The 14,978-nt window shown below is 39.8% G+C and carries 14 protein-coding genes and 6 tRNA genes; all 20 read left to right on the top strand.

Translation table 11 applies throughout. From position 1 onward, the window contains the following. The first annotated feature begins 12 nt into the window (after positions 1-12). Positions 13-1,302: a molybdopterin molybdotransferase MoeA gene (locus O7776_RS19425; protein WP_274308526.1), complete on the top strand. Its 1,290-nt coding sequence runs from the start codon at positions 13-15 to the stop codon at positions 1,300-1,302. After that, positions 1,272-1,790, top strand: coding sequence for a molybdopterin-guanine dinucleotide biosynthesis protein B (gene mobB, locus O7776_RS19420; protein WP_274308525.1), 519 nt, complete (start codon positions 1,272-1,274; stop codon positions 1,788-1,790). Before O7776_RS19425 ends, mobB begins: the two co-directional genes overlap by 31 nt. Continuing rightward, the gene (locus O7776_RS19415; RefSeq protein WP_274308524.1) at positions 1,787-2,266 is read left to right on the top strand and encodes a molybdenum cofactor biosynthesis protein MoaE; all 480 of its coding nucleotides are present in this window, start codon (positions 1,787-1,789) and stop codon (positions 2,264-2,266) included. The genes mobB and O7776_RS19415 overlap by 4 nt, the downstream gene beginning before the upstream one ends. Then, positions 2,259-2,492 carry a molybdopterin converting factor subunit 1 gene (gene moaD, locus O7776_RS19410; protein ID WP_274308523.1) on the top strand — a complete coding sequence of 78 codons (234 nt, stop codon included), beginning with the start codon at positions 2,259-2,261 and terminating at the stop codon, positions 2,490-2,492. The genes O7776_RS19415 and moaD overlap by 8 nt, the downstream gene beginning before the upstream one ends. A 97-nt stretch (positions 2,493-2,589) precedes the next feature. After that, positions 2,590-3,411 (top strand): molybdate ABC transporter substrate-binding protein, encoded by an 822-nt coding sequence (gene modA, locus O7776_RS19405; protein WP_274308522.1) that lies wholly within the window; start codon positions 2,590-2,592, stop codon positions 3,409-3,411. After that, positions 3,392-4,072: a molybdate ABC transporter permease subunit gene (gene modB / locus O7776_RS19400; RefSeq protein ID WP_274308521.1), complete on the top strand. Its 681-nt coding sequence runs from the start codon at positions 3,392-3,394 to the stop codon at positions 4,070-4,072. Before modA ends, modB begins: the two co-directional genes overlap by 20 nt. 236 nt (positions 4,073-4,308) lie before the next feature. Beyond that, on the top strand, positions 4,309-5,592 hold the full coding sequence (locus O7776_RS19395; protein WP_274308520.1) for an alpha/beta fold hydrolase: 1,284 nt from the start codon (positions 4,309-4,311) through the stop codon (positions 5,590-5,592). A gap of 174 nt (positions 5,593-5,766) precedes the next feature. Further along, positions 5,767-5,842 (top strand) — tRNA-Asn (locus O7776_RS19390). 139 nt (positions 5,843-5,981) lie between these two features. Further along, positions 5,982-6,056, top strand: a tRNA-Glu gene (locus O7776_RS19385). Between the two features lie 43 nt (positions 6,057-6,099). Then, positions 6,100-6,175 (top strand) — tRNA-Val (locus tag O7776_RS19380). Between the two features lie 31 nt (positions 6,176-6,206). Next, positions 6,207-6,290: transfer RNA gene (locus O7776_RS19375), tRNA-Tyr, on the top strand. A gap of 13 nt (positions 6,291-6,303) precedes the next feature. Further along, a tRNA-Gln gene (locus tag O7776_RS19370) sits at positions 6,304-6,378 on the top strand. A gap of 16 nt (positions 6,379-6,394) precedes the next feature. Continuing rightward, a tRNA-Lys gene (locus tag O7776_RS19365) sits at positions 6,395-6,467 on the top strand. Between the two features lie 185 nt (positions 6,468-6,652). After that, positions 6,653-7,558 carry an arginase gene (gene rocF / locus O7776_RS19360; protein ID WP_274308519.1) on the top strand — a complete coding sequence of 302 codons (906 nt, stop codon included), beginning with the start codon at positions 6,653-6,655 and terminating at the stop codon, positions 7,556-7,558. Between the two features lie 145 nt (positions 7,559-7,703). Further along, positions 7,704-8,267, top strand: a complete 564-nt coding sequence (gene sigW / locus O7776_RS19355; protein WP_241371102.1) for an RNA polymerase sigma factor SigW — start codon at positions 7,704-7,706, stop codon at positions 8,265-8,267. A 13-nt stretch (positions 8,268-8,280) separates the two neighbouring features. Further along, positions 8,281-8,892, top strand: coding sequence for a zf-HC2 domain-containing protein (locus O7776_RS19350; protein ID WP_274308518.1), 612 nt, complete (start codon positions 8,281-8,283; stop codon positions 8,890-8,892). Positions 8,893-9,045: 153 nt separating this feature from the next. Then, complete coding sequence (gene cdaA, locus O7776_RS19345) at positions 9,046-9,882, top strand: diadenylate cyclase CdaA (protein ID WP_241371100.1); 837 nt, start codon at positions 9,046-9,048, stop codon at positions 9,880-9,882. Continuing rightward, positions 9,875-10,885 carry a CdaR family protein gene (locus O7776_RS19340; protein WP_274308517.1) on the top strand — a complete coding sequence of 337 codons (1,011 nt, stop codon included), beginning with the start codon at positions 9,875-9,877 and terminating at the stop codon, positions 10,883-10,885. The genes cdaA and O7776_RS19340 overlap by 8 nt, the downstream gene beginning before the upstream one ends. An 86-nt stretch (positions 10,886-10,971) precedes the next feature. Next, positions 10,972-12,324: a phosphoglucosamine mutase gene (gene glmM, locus O7776_RS19335; RefSeq protein ID WP_274308516.1), complete on the top strand. Its 1,353-nt coding sequence runs from the start codon at positions 10,972-10,974 to the stop codon at positions 12,322-12,324. A gap of 703 nt (positions 12,325-13,027) precedes the next feature. After that, on the top strand, positions 13,028-14,827 hold the full coding sequence (glmS, locus tag O7776_RS19330) for a glutamine--fructose-6-phosphate transaminase (isomerizing) (RefSeq protein WP_274308515.1): 1,800 nt from the start codon (positions 13,028-13,030) through the stop codon (positions 14,825-14,827). Positions 14,828-14,978: the final 151 nt, after the last annotated feature.

Raw genomic sequence — 14,978 nt, 5'->3', positions numbered from 1 at the left:
GGGGGATTTCGGATGTTGGAAAAAAGAAAACCGATAGCAGTGGGAGAGGCTGTTCAACGTGTAATGGAATTGGGGGGACAAGGGAAAATAGAATTCGTCTCATTGCTGCAAGCGCATGGGCGCTTTTTAGCGGAAGACGTTGCAGCAGATGCCGATGTACCAGCTTTTAATCGTTCACCTTATGATGGTTATGCAATCCGATCGGCGGATAGTGAAGAAGCGAGTTCAGAAAATCCAATAACCTTTCATGTCGTGGGAGAAATTGGCGCAGGCTTTCTATTCGAAAAAGAAGTAGGGGTTCGAGAAGCAGTGCGTATTATGACAGGTGCCCCTATTCCAAAAGGCTGTGATGCAGTTGTCATGTTAGAATTGACAAATTCATTTGAAGAAAATGATCAAATGTATATGGCAATTAAGCGAACTTTTGAAGCTGGAACAAATATATCCTATAAGGGAGAGGACGTTCAAAAAGGCGCAATCCTTATTGAAAAAGGGCAATATATTAATCCAGGTGTTGTGGCTTTGCTTGCTACCTTTGGCTTTGATCAAGTTCCTGTTTTTCGTAAACCCATTGTAGGTGTCATTGCAACGGGAAGCGAGCTGCTTGAACCAAACGAATCTTTGCAGCCTGGCAAGATTCGAAATAGTAATGCATATATGACTATGGCTCAAATTGAACGTGCAGGGGCAACAGCCAAATATTACGGCAAATTGAGCGACGATCTGAATTTATGTATTGATGCTGTAAAAAAAGCATTACAGGAAGTAGACATACTCATTACAACTGGAGGCGTTTCCGTGGGTGATTATGATTACCTGCCTGCGATTTATGAAGCCATTGGTGCAGACGTATTGTTTAATAAAGTGGCAATGCGGCCAGGGAGTGTAACAACTGTAGCTGCCAGGGACGGTCAGTTATTATTTGGGCTTTCAGGAAACCCGTCTGCTTGCTATGTTGGGTTTGAATTATTTGTACGTCCCATTGTCCGGACAGCATTTGGCAATAAGAAACCGCATCTTCGCAAAGAGCTGGCTATTTTAGGGGCTGATTTCAAAAAAGCGAATCCGTTTACCCGTTTTGTGCGAGGGAATGCATCACAAGAAAACGGTCAACTAGTTGCAGTTCCTTCTGGTTTTGATAAATCGAGTGCGGTTTCTTCGTTAGCCAATGCCAATGTCTTGATTGTATTGCCTGGAGGCTCACGCGGATACGAAAAAGGCATGCAAGTAGAAGTTTTATTGCTGGAAGATTTACAAGGAAGTGAGTGGCCATGGGACAATATCGTGAAATCATACAGATAGTAGGCTACCAGAATAGTGGGAAGACCACATTAATGGAGCAGCTTATTAGACAAGCCGCTTCTGAGGGACTCTATGTGGGAACGATCAAGCATCATGGACATGGCGGTATCCCTATTGGCGACAATTCAAAAGATAGTTTCCGTCACGAGCAGGCTGGGGCACATGTGACCGCAGTTGAAGGAGACGGCACTTTGCGAATAAGTATTTCCCAAAGCAACTGGCAGCTTGCTGATATTCTAGCGATTTATGCATCCTTTAACATGGATGTCATTCTGATTGAGGGATATAAGAACGAACACTATCCGAAAGTTGTCCTTTTGCGAACAATAGAAGATCAAGAATTGCTCGAAAAAGTGACCAATATTATTTGTGTAATCTATTGGCCAGCCTATCCACTGGAAAAGCCGCTGGAATACCCAACTTTTTCGATTCATGAAAATGCACAATATATGGAATTTTTAATGAAAGAAATGAGGCGGAGCTCATGAACACACAGTTATTTGAAATTGTAGATAAACCAATAGATATTGAGGAAGTTAAGCAAAAAGTAGTTAGCAGAAATGCTGGTGCGATTACGCTTTTTATCGGGACAGTACGTGAATTGACGAAGGGTAAAAAAACACTGCATCTGGAATATCAAGCCTATCCAGCAATGGCCATTAAAATGTTCAAACAAATCTCTAAAGAGATACAAGAGAGATGGCCGGAAGTGAAAGTGGCCATAACACATCGTGTAGGTCATTTAGAAATTACGGATATTGCCGTTGTTATTGCGGTATCATCCCCGCACCGTAAAGTGGCTTATGAGGCTAACGAATATGCGATCGACCGCATTAAACAAATCGTCCCCATCTGGAAAAAAGAATATTGGGAAGATGGTACCGAATGGATTGGCGATCAGTTAGAAAATGTTCCTTATCCAAAAGGAAATCCACCAATCAAAAAGGAGATCTTTCATGATTAAGATTTTATTATTTGCACACTTGCAAGAAGCAATCGGTGAATCAGAATTGAGAGTAGATCTATCAGGTCATACTGTTGGTCAAATTAAAGTGTGGATGGAAAATCAATACCCTAAACTATCTTTACAACAGATGATGGCCGCTGTAAATGAGGAATTTGCTGAAGATGAAGTGATTTTGAATGATGGAGATACACTCGCTTTTATCCCGCCTATTAGTGGAGGGTAAAAAAAGGTGTAGTTGGGGCAGTTTACTAAATCCCTGGATAATTTGTGAGATGAAAGGCGATTTAACTAATTGCAGAAAGTACGGAAGAGGTGCAAACATGCAAAAAAGTTTTAAATTTATTAGTACTTTATTATTTTTACTTGTGTTTATGGTGGCGTGTTCTAATAACGAGGCCACAGATCAATCTTCAGACAATAAAGAAACTCCATCCGTATCAAAAAGCACGGAAGATGTGGAATTAATTATATCAGCAGCAGCAAGTTTGAAGGATTCAATGGATGTTATACAGCATACATATGAGGAAGAACATCCTGAAGTAACTTTAAAATTCAATTATGGGGCTTCTGGTTCCTTGCAACAGCAAATCTCTCAAGGTGCGCCAGTTGATCTTTTTTTCTCAGCGGCAGAAGATAAGTTTGATTTATTGGTTGAGCAAGGAAATATTGCAAAAGAAGACGGCTTGGACCTTCTTGGAAATGAACTCGTATTAGTTGTCCCAACTGGTGAACAATCTATTAAAGATTTCGAAGATCTTGCGAAAGCAGAAGTAGATAAAATTTCAATCGGAATACCTGAAACAGTACCTGCAGGAAAGTATGCAAGAGAGTCGCTTGAAAAGCTGGGTATATGGGATACTGTTGAGTCAAAAGTAGTTTATGCAAAGGATGTCCGTCAAGTATTATCCTACGTGGAAACAGGCAATGTGAAAGCTGGAATTGTGTATAAAACAGATGCACTGGTTTCAGATAAAGTGGAAATTGTTGCGTCTGCCGACCCTGCCACACATACTCCTATTATTTATCCTCTTGGTATCATTAAAAATTCTAAACAGTACCAAGCAGCAAGAGAATTTTACGAGTATATACAAAATGAAAAAACTTTAAAGGTTTTTGAAGAGTATGGATTTACTACTAAATAAAAGTTTTATGCTTGAGTTCTGGAGCCCAATCTGGATATCTTTAAAAGTATCCATTATATCTGGCATAGTCGTAATTATATTAGGAACTTTGGCGGGCCGGCTATTTGCTAGAAAGTCTTTTAAGGGGAAGGCCATTTTGGAGACGATTCTAATGCTTCCAATGGTTCTTCCTCCTACAGTTATCGGATTTTTTCTTATCTTTATTTTTGGGAATAATAGCATAGCGGGACAGGCGATTCAGTGGATTTTTAAGCAGCCAATCATTTTTACTTGGTGGGCTGCGGTCATTGCTTCCATTGTTGTAGCATTTCCCCTAATGTATCAGTCCGCAAAGGCAGGATTTCAAGAAGTAAATCCTGACATTGAAGAAGCGGCAAGGTTAGATGGAGCAAATGAATGGAAAGTCTTCCTATATATTTCGGTTCCCCTAGCTTCTAAGGCGCTTATTTCGGGAAGTATATTAAGCTTTGCACGGGCTTTAGGCGAATTTGGTGCTACCTTAATGTTCGCCGGTAATATACCTGGAGAAACACAGAATATTTCTACAGCGATCTATATAGCAATTGATTCCGGTAATATGGTAATGGCGTGGCTGTGGGTGATTTCCATCGTTATTATTTCCTTTATGATGCTCTTGATTGTACGGACAAAACATTCATAAGAATAAAAGTCATCATATATGGTGGCTTTTTTTGTTGAAGAAATAATACACTGCAATATGGGCAACTTATAAAGAAAGGTTAATCCCCGTCCAGGCAACCGCGCTAACTCCTCGGTTAATTCAGTCTCTCTATGCAAAAGTGGAACAGCTCGCCTCAAAAGTAGAACCTTTTTATTTTGAAACTTTTCCCTGTTATACACGTAAATGTAAGAAGAATTAAGCGGGAGGGTAAAGCCATGCGAAAGATTGCTTTTAGTTTAGCTACTGTATTGTTGCTAACAGCCTGTAATAGCGAAAATGCAAGTAAATTACCAATAGAGGGGCAAACGAAGCAGGAGGTTGTAAATATGAATGAAGCATTGATAGGTAAATGGCAAGGAATGATTGATATTCCCCAGTCGCCACTTGAAATCATTTTAAATTTGGAAAAGAATAGCGGAAATATTTCGGTGCCTGCACAAGGTTTAAGTGAATTTCCCTTTGAATTGATTGTTTATAATGACTCTGATGTCGAGATTAAAATCAATTTGGCAGGCTCAATAATTAATATTACCGGAACGCTGAAGGATGACCAACTAGAAGGTATGTTTACGCAAAATGGACAATCGTTTCCTATTACCTTAAAACCTTATACCGAAGCGGCTGTTACCTATGAAAAACTAGATATTCCTGTTGCAGACGGAGAACTTAAAGCAGCTTTGCAAATGCCCGAGCGACCTACTGGGGAGCTTGTTATTATCCACGCGGGTTCAGGTCCTACGAATAAAGATGGCAATACAATCGGCGGGGGAGCAAACAACGGTTTAAAAATGATTGCAGAGAGCTTAGCAGAGCAAGGAATTGCATCAATCCGATTTGATAAGCGCGGAATTGGAGAAAATACTGCACTTATTACAAGGGAAGAGAATTTGACGTTTAATATGTATGTACAGGACGTAATAGCGATTATTGACTATGCAGAAAAAGATAAGCGTTTTAATGAAATTCATCTACTTGGCCATAGTGAAGGTGCTTTAATTATGACAATTGCAGCGCAACAAAATGAAGTAGATTCCCTAATCTCGATTGCAGGTGCGGGTAGACCAGTCGATGAGATTTTAATGGAACAACTGACGGAGATGTTACCGCCTGACTTATTGCAGGAATCCGAAAAAGCGCTTCGAAAGTTAAAGGCGGGGGAAAAGGTAGAGAACGTGCCGGCAGAATTACAATCATTATTTAGACCTTCTGTACAGCCATATATGATTTCTTGGTTGAAATATGATCCACAGCAGGAAATAAAAAATGTTAAAGCGCCGATTCTTATTCTTCAAGGAAAAAAAGATATACAAGTGACAGAAGCAGATGCAAAAAACCTGCAAGCGGCAAACGGCAAAGCGGTCATACATTATTTTGATAAAATGAATCATGTGTTAAAGGACATAGAAGGAAATCGTGAACAGAATATTGCCAGCTATTCGGATCCCAAGTTACCATTAGCGACCGGTTTAATAGATGAAATCGCCTCGTTTATAAAGTAAATGTGATGATTTTAGCGACCTTAAATTGAAGAAAATTTCTCGTTTCTTCTAAAAAAAATAATAAAAAGTAAAATATTCAAATTATTTTAATAAACTGCTTGTATAAATTTAAAACGTTGCTATAATAATAAATGTACGAGAGATAACTTGTACATCATTACATAATAGTAGCGTTCCGAAGTAGCTCAGTTGGTAGAGCATCCGGCTGTTAACCGGCAGGTCGCAGGTTCGAGTCCTGCCTTCGGAGCCATTTTTTTTGCGTTTTTTAAGATTGAAAAGTTGAATGAAAAAAATTATTTCAAAAATTTCTTAAAAAGCTATTGCGTATTTTTAATAATAATGATATTATAAATCTTGTCTTAAAGAGAGCAACAAACATGCTAAAATCCGGCCCGTTGGTCAAGTGGTTAAGACACCGCCCTTTCACGGCGGTAACACGGGTTCGAATCCCGTACGGGTCACCATTTAAGGCTTCATAAAAAAATAAAACGTAACACTTGTTAGTATGGAGGATTAGCTCAGCTGGGAGAGCACCTGCCTTACAAGCAGGGGGTCGGCGGTTCGAGCCCGTCATCCTCCACCATATAACTTTAAACAGTGTGTTACAACATGTCGGAGGGGTAGCGAAGTGGCTAAACGCGGCGGACTGTAAATCCGCTCCTTAGGGTTCGGCGGTTCGAATCCGTCCCCCTCCACCATCTATAAAATGTTTGGGGTATAGCCAAGCGGTAAGGCAACGGATTTTGATTCCGTCATGCCCTGGTTCGAATCCAGGTTCCCCAGCCATTTTTTTATTTTTTATGAGCCATTAGCTCAGTTGGTAGAGCATCTGACTTTTAATCAGAGGGTCGAAGGTTCGAGTCCTTCATGGCTCACTTTTATTTTTTGAAATCTAGAAGTGTACTTAAATATAAAAATTACAATCCTTTACTTAATACTTTAAGTAAGGGATTTTTTGCATTTTAAAAGGGAAAAACATATTTAAACTCGAAATTAATAAGTTAAGCATAGTTAAGTAGAGTGAAGCTAGAATATAAGGATATGTTAGGAGATGCAAAAGATGGAGAATAAAAATATTTCAATTATAGGGGTGCCGTGTGACTATGGTCAGCAACGACGTGGGGTTGATATGGGTCCTAGTGCGATTCGCTATGCGGGATTACAGGATAGGTTGAAAACACTTGGTTATGATGTTGCGGATGAGGGCAATATTCAGGTCGTTGATTTTGATGAAGTGGAGCAACAAGATCATCGACTATTAAATTTAGAAGAAGTTGTAAGAGTGAATACTACGCTTGCAGAAAAAGTAGATACTGTTGTGAAAAATAATCGTACACCACTTGTATTAGGTGGAGATCATAGTATTGCAATTGGTACGCTCGCTGGACTTTCTGTGAAGTATAAAAACTTAGGAGTTATTTGGTTTGATGCGCATGCAGATTTAAATACACCAGAAACAACGCCATCAGGTAATATTCATGGTATGCCGCTTGCGACGAGTATTGGGCTAGGGCATGAGCGCTTAACGTCAATTTTGCATAGCGAAGCAAAAATTAAGGCTGAAAATATTATCATTATTGGTGGGCGATCGATTGATGATGGAGAGCGTGTACTAATTAAAGAACGTGGAATTAAAGTGTATACGATGCATGAAATCGATCGTTTAGGCATGACACATGTTATGGAAGAGACACTTCAATATTTTAAAACTCAGCAAGTAGATGGACTGCATTTATCATTGGATTTAGACGCATTAGATCCACTGTATACGCCAGGGGTAGGTACGCCTGTTGCAGGGGGAATTACGTATCGTGAAAGTCATTTAGCGATGGAAATGATTCAAGAATCCGGATTACTAACATCGGCAGAATTTGTAGAGGTTAATCCGATTTTAGATGAGCGCAATAAAACAGCAGATGCTGCGGTTGCGCTAATTGGTTCGTTATTTGGGGAAACTTTAGTATGAATGTTAAAAAAACATATAATGGAAAAAACGAAAGTTTGTTATAATAAAAGAGCCGACTTTTAAAATTTAATTTTTGTAAAAATGAAACCTTTAAAAGTTCCGACCGTATATATAGAACAGCTGAAAAGGTGGAGAGGAAAGACAGATGGATGCGTTAGTGAATAAAAGAATAAAGCAAGTGCTTAAAGGTGATCAAAACGCATATGCCGATATTGTTAACCTCTACCAGCACAAGCTGTATCAAGTGTGCTATCGTATGCTTGGCAATAAGCAAGAAGCCGAGGATATCACACAAGAGGCATTTATACGTGCCTATATCAATCTTCATTCGTATGATCAAAAACGAAAATTTTCGACGTGGATTTATCGAATCGCGACGAATCTTTGTATTGACCGAATACGTAAAAAGAAGCCCGATTATTACTTAGATGCAGAGGTTGCTGGTACAGAGGGATTAGATATGTATTCGCAGATTGCCGCCGATGAGCAATTACCTGAAGAGGTAGTAGAACAAATGGAGCTTCAAGACCGTATTCAGTATGAGATTAGTCGATTACCAGATAAATATCGTTCGGTCATCGTTTTGAAATATATTGAAGAGTTGTCGTTGCAGGAGATTAGTGAAATTTTAGATATGCCATTAGGAACGGTAAAAACCCGTATCCATCGTGGGCGAGAAGCATTAAGAAAACAGTTAAACAATTTGTAGGAGGACGATACGCATGAAAACGTGTGCATCACAATTCGTGGATTATATGCACGAATATTTAGATGGTGATATTAGTCGTGAGCATGAGAAATACTTAAAGCAACATCTACAAACATGCCGAAATTGCCAACAACATATGCATGAATTAAGTGACACGGTTGCGTTTATCAAGAGTGCAGCGCATATTACTGCCCCTCCTAATTTAGAGGAACAAGTAATGAGCCGTTTACCGAAACGAAAAAGTGCGGTTGGCATAAAACGATGGTTCCGTCATCACCCGGTGCTTGTGGCAGCAGCTGTGTTTTGCTTGTTTATGAGTGCAACGTTGTTAGGAAGCTTTCCAAATGACGAGCAGTTTTCAGTAACTAAACAACCAAACTTAGTGGTGGATGGCCAAACGGTAACTGTACCTGCTGGAGAGATCGTAAAAGGTGATATCGTCGTGAAAAACGGTGACATTATCGTAGAGGGAGAAGTAGATGGCAATATTACAGTCATTAATGGTAATTACATGGCATCTACTGCTGTCGTAACAGGGCAAGTCGAAGAAATCGATGAAATGTTCGAATGGCTATGGTACAAAATCAAAAGAGGCTTCAATGATTTTACAGCATTATTTGAATAAAGCAGAAACTTTTCAGAAAAAAAAACGTTCTACTAAAGAAAGAAAAGTCTACTCTCTTGGGTAGACTTTTTTCTGTTAAGAAAGTTAATCAAGACATGATTTGTGCTATACTTAAGTACAATATGATTAGCTATTAAAAGTGGGGGATGCCACATGCAAATATTTCAGCAGTTTACAGACATTGCAGCTGTAGGTATTATTTTTAAAATATTAGATGTACTGCTTGTGTGGTACGTCGTGTACAAATCATTAACCCTCATAAAAGGAACGAAAGCGGTTCAATTGTTAAAAGGGTTGCTAATGATTGTGTTAGCGAAGTTAGCTACATATGTGTTTAACTTAGACACTCTTGATTGGTTGTTAGAAGAGGTCATTGATTTTGGTTTCCTAGCGATTATCATCATATTCCAGCCAGAAATACGTAGGGCGCTAGAACAAATTGGGCGCGGAAAGATATTCCAACGTACAAACAATCAGCAAGAGGATGAGCAATCTCGCTTAGTTGAGGCGATGAAAAAATCAGTCAGCTATATGGCGAAACGTCGAATCGGTGCGCTAATCTCGATTGAAAAAGAAACGGGTTTAAACGAATATGTAGAAACGGGTATCAAAATGGATGCGAGTATCTCTTCAGAGCTGCTTATTAACATCTTCATTCCAAATACACCGTTACATGACGGCGCAGCGATTATCCAAAAAGATCAAATTTCTGCATCAGCTTGTTACTTACCTCTATCAGAAAGTGCCTTTATTTCAAAAGAGCTTGGGACGCGACACCGTGCAGCTCTTGGGTTGAGTGAAGTGACAGATGCGATTACCATTGTTGTGTCTGAGGAAACAGGTGCAATCAGTATTACAGCAAATGGTAATTTACACCGAAATTTATCACTTTCAGAATTTGAAGAGCTATTACGTAAAATGTGGTTTGGCCCTGAGCAAGATTCTAACTTAGCTTCTAAGTGGACTTGGGGAGGGAAGAAGAATGGATAAATTATTCGATAGCCCATGGATGCTACGTTTAACAGCGCTATTTTTGGCGTTGGCGCTATTTTTATATATCCAAATAGAAGAAAAGCGCATGGCGGAAACGGGCTCCTCTAATGAAACAGATGTTATTACAAATGTACCGTTAGAAGTGTACTACGATCATGAAAATTTGTTTGTAACAGGGCTTCCAGACACGGTAGATGTAAAAGTTTCAGGATCATCAGCGATTGTCATGAAAACAAAGCTCGAGAAAGACTTTAAAGTGTTTGTCGATTTAAACTCATTGGCAATTGGCGAACATAGCGTTACAATACAGCAAGAAAACTTTTCTGAGAAACTAAATGTTTCAATCGATCCTAAATTTGTCAATGTGAAGATTGAAGAAAAGATTACAGAAGAGTTCCGTGTTGAACCTGAGATGAATAATCGCCTTGTCAAAGACGACTTTATCGTAAAAAGTATGACAATCCAGCCAACGCGCGTATCGATTACTGGAGCGAAAAGCGTCATCGATAGCATTAGCTATGTAAAGGCAACGGTTACAGGGGATAAGGGAATTGAAAAATCATTCGAGCAACAGGCTACTGTGAAAGTATTAGACCGTGATTTAAACAAGCTGGACGTACAAGTGAATCCAGAAAAAGTAAATGTGAAGGTCGATATTAGTGAATATAGCCGAGAGCTACCGATTACACTGAAAGAGACAGGGGAGTTACCTGAAGGTGTAACGATTGAAAAATTATCGTTAGTGACATCGAAAGTAACGGTCTACGGCAAAAAAACAGCGATTGACGCATTAAAAGAGGTCGTTGTGGAAGTAGATCGAGCTCAACTAAAGGAATCGGGTTCATATGACTTTAAAATTACTTTGCCAACAGGGGCAACAAAATTATCACAAGATCAACTGACTATTCATGCAGATGTAATTAATGAATCGGTTAGCGAAGAAGAAAACGTTAGTAAAGTCGATGCTGAAGTTAGCACTGACGAGACTGAGGGTAATTAATTATATACAATGTCAACAAATCGATTCGTTATAGTCGAATAATTTAACACGTATGATATGTCAGGCGTTGAGGGAGAGAAAAAGTAATGGGTAAATATTTCGGAACAGATGGCGTCCGCGGTGTCGCAAATAGCGAGTTAACACCAGAGTTCGCATTTAAATTAGGTCGTATTGGCGGCTATGTGCTAACAAAGGATGCTAAAGACCACCCGAAAGTATTAATTGGACGTGACACACGTATTTCCGGGGAAATGTTAGAAGGAGCACTTGTTGCAGGTCTTCTTTCAATCGGTGCAGAGGTAATGCGCTTAGGTGTTATTAGTACACCAGGTGTTGCTTATCTTACACGTGTGATGAACGCAGAAGCGGGTGTAATGATTTCAGCGTCACACAACCCTGTGGCGGATAACGGCATTAAATTTTTCGGTCCAGATGGTTTTAAATTAACAGATGCACAAGAAGCAGAAATCGAAGCGCTAATTGATGCAGAACAAGATACATTACCACGTCCAGTTGGTGCTGCCATTGGTTCGGTAACAGACTACTTCGAAGGTGGTCAAAAGTATATTTCTTACTTAAAACAAACGGTTGATGAGGACTTCGTTGGCTTACACGTAGCATTAGACTGCGCGCACGGAGCAACTTCTGGATTAGCGACACATTTATTTGCTGACTTAGAAGCAGATATTTCAACAATGGGTGCTTCTCCAGATGGACTAAACATTAACGAGGGTGTTGGTTCGACTCATCCTGAAAAACTAGCGGCGTTTGTTATTGAGCGTGGAGCTAACATTGGTTTAGCATTTGATGGCGACGGCGACCGTTTAATCGCAGTAGACGAAAACGGGGCAATCGTAGACGGTGACCAAATTATGTTCATCATCGGTAAGTACTTTAATGCAAAAGGTCGCTTAGCGAAAAATACAGTTGTTTCGACAGTTATGAGTAATATGGGCTTCTATAAAGCATTAGAAGAAAACGAAATGACAAGTGTACAAACAGCAGTTGGTGACCGTTATGTAGTAGAAGAAATGCGTGCAAACGACTACAACGTTGGTGGCGAGCAGTCAGGCCATATCGTATTTTTAGATTACAACACAACAGGTGACGGCTTATTAACGGGTATTCAATTGGTAGCAATCATGAAGGCAACAGGTAAAAAGCTTTCAGAACTTGCAGCTGAAATGACAATTTACCCTCAAAAATTAGTAAACGTTCGTGTAACAGACAAGCATGCTGTCACACAAAACGAAAAAGTGGCCGCAGTAATTGCCGAAGTGGAAGCAGAAATGAACGGCAATGGCCGCGTATTAGTGCGTCCTTCAGGTACAGAGCCTTTAGTGCGTGTTATGGTAGAAGCTGCAACAACAGAAGCTTGCGAAACGTTCGTAAATCGTATTGCAGAAGTCGTGCGCGCGGAAATGGGTTTAACTGAATAATTAATAGCATTTTTACGGACATCGGGAGTACCTTTATTTTTGGGGGACTACCGGTGTTTTTTTATTTACTAGTAGCACTGGACTAAGTATGTTTTACCTACCTAATTGAAGGGGATGATATTGTAGCATTTACAAAGATGAGGCAGTATTTGTTTATCCTGAATAAGTCAATTTGCATACAATAGAACAGAATAGACTTCAGATATTCTACGTTTTCATGCGAAATGGGGAATATTTTTAGCTGAAGCGCTTTCATTAGAAGGGATTCATTGACGGATGAAATTGTTTTTGTGTATGATGTAGATGCTCTTAAATTGAGCTGCGCGAAAGGGGAGAACTAGAAGCGCATAAAACAAATCGGAAAAACAATTATAGCGCCAGAGCTAAGAAAATCGGACGGTAACAAATTCTTAGCTGACGAGGCGGAGGTTTATCGAATTTTCGGCGGATGCCTCCCAACTGCACATGCCCGGTTGTAATTCGTTTTCAAAACAGGAAAGCAATTTCTTGCACAAACAAACGAAAAGGCATTTCTAAACAAAAATTATGACAAGCTACATCATCTTTTTGGGTTAATACTTGTGGGAGCTTTGCTAAACGAGAACAAACGCCACAGGTTCTTTTCGTCCCCAAAAAAGGTAGATACAGTAGTTTACTTTTGTATTGTCTAAAAGTGATGTACGCTAGGCGGAGGTAAAGGATTATGTGTGGAATTGTAGGATATAATGGCGTATTAGACGCGAAGGAAATTTTATTAAAAGGCTTAGAAAAATTAGAATATCGTGGTTACGATTCAGCAGGTATTGCGGTACACAATGAAGAAGGCGTAACAGTATTCAAAGAAAAAGGGCGTATTGCCGATTTACGTTTAGCTGTTGATGGTGATGTAGAGGCAGCAGTAGGGATTGGTCATACACGCTGGGCAACGCACGGTGTACCAAATCGCCTAAATGCACACCCTCATACGAGTGCATCAGGTCGCTATACATTAGTGCACAATGGGGTTATCGAAAACTATCATTTATTACAAAAAGCCTATTTAAAAGGGATTCAAATGAATTCTGATACAGATACGGAAGTCATCGTGCAATTAGTAGACCTATTTGCAAAAGAAGGCTTATCAACATTAGAAGCGTTCCGTAAAACATTATCATTAGTGCATGGTTCATATGCGTTAGCGCTACTTGATAACCAAGATGTAGAAACAATCTTCGTCGCGAAAAACAAATCACCGCTTTTAGTAGGTGTTGGGGAAGATTTCAACGTTATCGCATCAGACGCAATGGCGATGCTACAAGTAACAGATCAATTTATCGAATTACATGATAAAGAGGTTGTAATTGTACGTAAAGACAAAGTGGAAATCGCTACATTAGATGGCCGTATTGTTAATCGTGCACCATTTACAGCAGAGCTTGATGCTTCAGATATTGAAAAGGGCACATACCCTCACTATATGTTAAAAGAAATGGATGAACAGCCAACTGTTATCCGTAAAATTATTCAAGCTTACGAGCAAGGCGAAGATGTAACAATCGATGCGGATATTTTAAACGCAATCGCCGAAGCAGATCGTTTATATATTATTGCAGCAGGAACAAGCTATCACGCGGGTTTAATCGGCAAACAATACTTCGAAAAAATCGCAAAAATTCCAGTAGAGGTACACATTTCAAGTGAGTTCGGCTACAACATGCCATTACTTTCTGAAAAGCCATTATTCGTGTTTATTACACAATCAGGTGAAACAGCAGATAGCCGCCAAGTATTAGTAAAGATCAAAGAGCTAGGCTACAAAGCATTAACCGTAACAAATGTTCCAGGCTCTACGCTTTCTCGTGAAGCCGATTACACATTATTATTACATGCTGGCCCAGAAATCGCGGTAGCTTCTACGAAAGCTTACGTGGCACAGGTAGCAGTATTAGCAGTAGCTGCTTACGCGGTAGCAAAACAAAAGGGAATCGCACTTGATTTTGATTTAAAACAAGAGCTTGCCATTGTCGCGAACGGTATCCAAGCGATGGTTGATTCTAAAGATGTCATGGAGCAAATTGCCGAAGACTATTTAAAAATCGCACGCAACGCATTCTTCATCGGCCGTAACATGGATTTCTGTGTGTCTTTAGAAGGCGCTCTAAAATTGAAAGAGATTTCGTACATCCAAGCGGAAGGATTTGCCGGTGGTGAGTTAAAGCACGGTACAATCGCGTTAATCGAGGAAGGTACACCAGTATTCGCTTTAGCAACACAAAAAGATGTTTCACTAAACATTCGCGGTAACGTGAAAGAAGTCGTAGCGCGCGGTGCCAACGCTTGCATTATTGCAATGGAAGGTATGGAGGAAGAAGGCGACCGCCTAGTCATCCCTCGCGTACATGAGCTATTAACACCGTTAGTATCAGTTGTGCCGTTACAGTTAATTAGCTACTACGCGGCCCTTCACCGTCGCTGTGATGTGGATAAACCACGTAATCTTGCAAAATCGGTAACGGTTGAGTAAGGTATTGTAAAGTAGTAGCTGTGAGTGTTAGAACACAACTTAATTGTACCCGGATAAAATAGTTGTACCCTATTGGTTTAAGTTAGTAACTAATTTATGTATAACTGGGATGTATAATAGAGTAGTGTTTTTTGATTTATAAAGCTAGTGC

Source organism: Solibacillus daqui (genome assembly GCF_028747805.1).
GTDB classification, from domain to species: domain Bacteria; phylum Bacillota; class Bacilli; order Bacillales_A; family Planococcaceae; genus Solibacillus; species Solibacillus daqui.
The sequence above is the reverse complement of the archived record's forward strand: the minus strand, read 5'-3'. Positions and strand labels throughout refer to the sequence as shown.

What these genes read in the sequence shown, in the direction of transcription:
- O7776_RS19425 (WP_274308526.1), top strand. Translation starts at nt 13, where the DNA reads ATGTTGGAAAAAAGAAAACCGATAGCAGTGGGAGAGGCTGTTCAACGT.
- mobB (WP_274308525.1), top strand. Translation starts at nt 1,272, where the DNA reads ATGGGACAATATCGTGAAATCATACAGATAGTAGGCTACCAGAATAGT.
- O7776_RS19415 (WP_274308524.1), top strand. Translation starts at nt 1,787, where the DNA reads ATGAACACACAGTTATTTGAAATTGTAGATAAACCAATAGATATTGAG.
- moaD (WP_274308523.1), top strand. Translation starts at nt 2,259, where the DNA reads ATGATTAAGATTTTATTATTTGCACACTTGCAAGAAGCAATCGGTGAA.
- modA (WP_274308522.1), top strand. Translation starts at nt 2,590, where the DNA reads ATGCAAAAAAGTTTTAAATTTATTAGTACTTTATTATTTTTACTTGTG.
- modB (WP_274308521.1), top strand. Translation starts at nt 3,392, where the DNA reads ATGGATTTACTACTAAATAAAAGTTTTATGCTTGAGTTCTGGAGCCCA.
- O7776_RS19395 (WP_274308520.1), top strand. Translation starts at nt 4,309, where the DNA reads ATGCGAAAGATTGCTTTTAGTTTAGCTACTGTATTGTTGCTAACAGCC.
- rocF (WP_274308519.1), top strand. Translation starts at nt 6,653, where the DNA reads ATGGAGAATAAAAATATTTCAATTATAGGGGTGCCGTGTGACTATGGT.
- sigW (WP_241371102.1), top strand. Translation starts at nt 7,704, where the DNA reads ATGGATGCGTTAGTGAATAAAAGAATAAAGCAAGTGCTTAAAGGTGAT.
- O7776_RS19350 (WP_274308518.1), top strand. Translation starts at nt 8,281, where the DNA reads ATGAAAACGTGTGCATCACAATTCGTGGATTATATGCACGAATATTTA.
- cdaA (WP_241371100.1), top strand. Translation starts at nt 9,046, where the DNA reads ATGCAAATATTTCAGCAGTTTACAGACATTGCAGCTGTAGGTATTATT.
- O7776_RS19340 (WP_274308517.1), top strand. Translation starts at nt 9,875, where the DNA reads ATGGATAAATTATTCGATAGCCCATGGATGCTACGTTTAACAGCGCTA.
- glmM (WP_274308516.1), top strand. Translation starts at nt 10,972, where the DNA reads ATGGGTAAATATTTCGGAACAGATGGCGTCCGCGGTGTCGCAAATAGC.
- glmS (WP_274308515.1), top strand. Translation starts at nt 13,028, where the DNA reads ATGTGTGGAATTGTAGGATATAATGGCGTATTAGACGCGAAGGAAATT.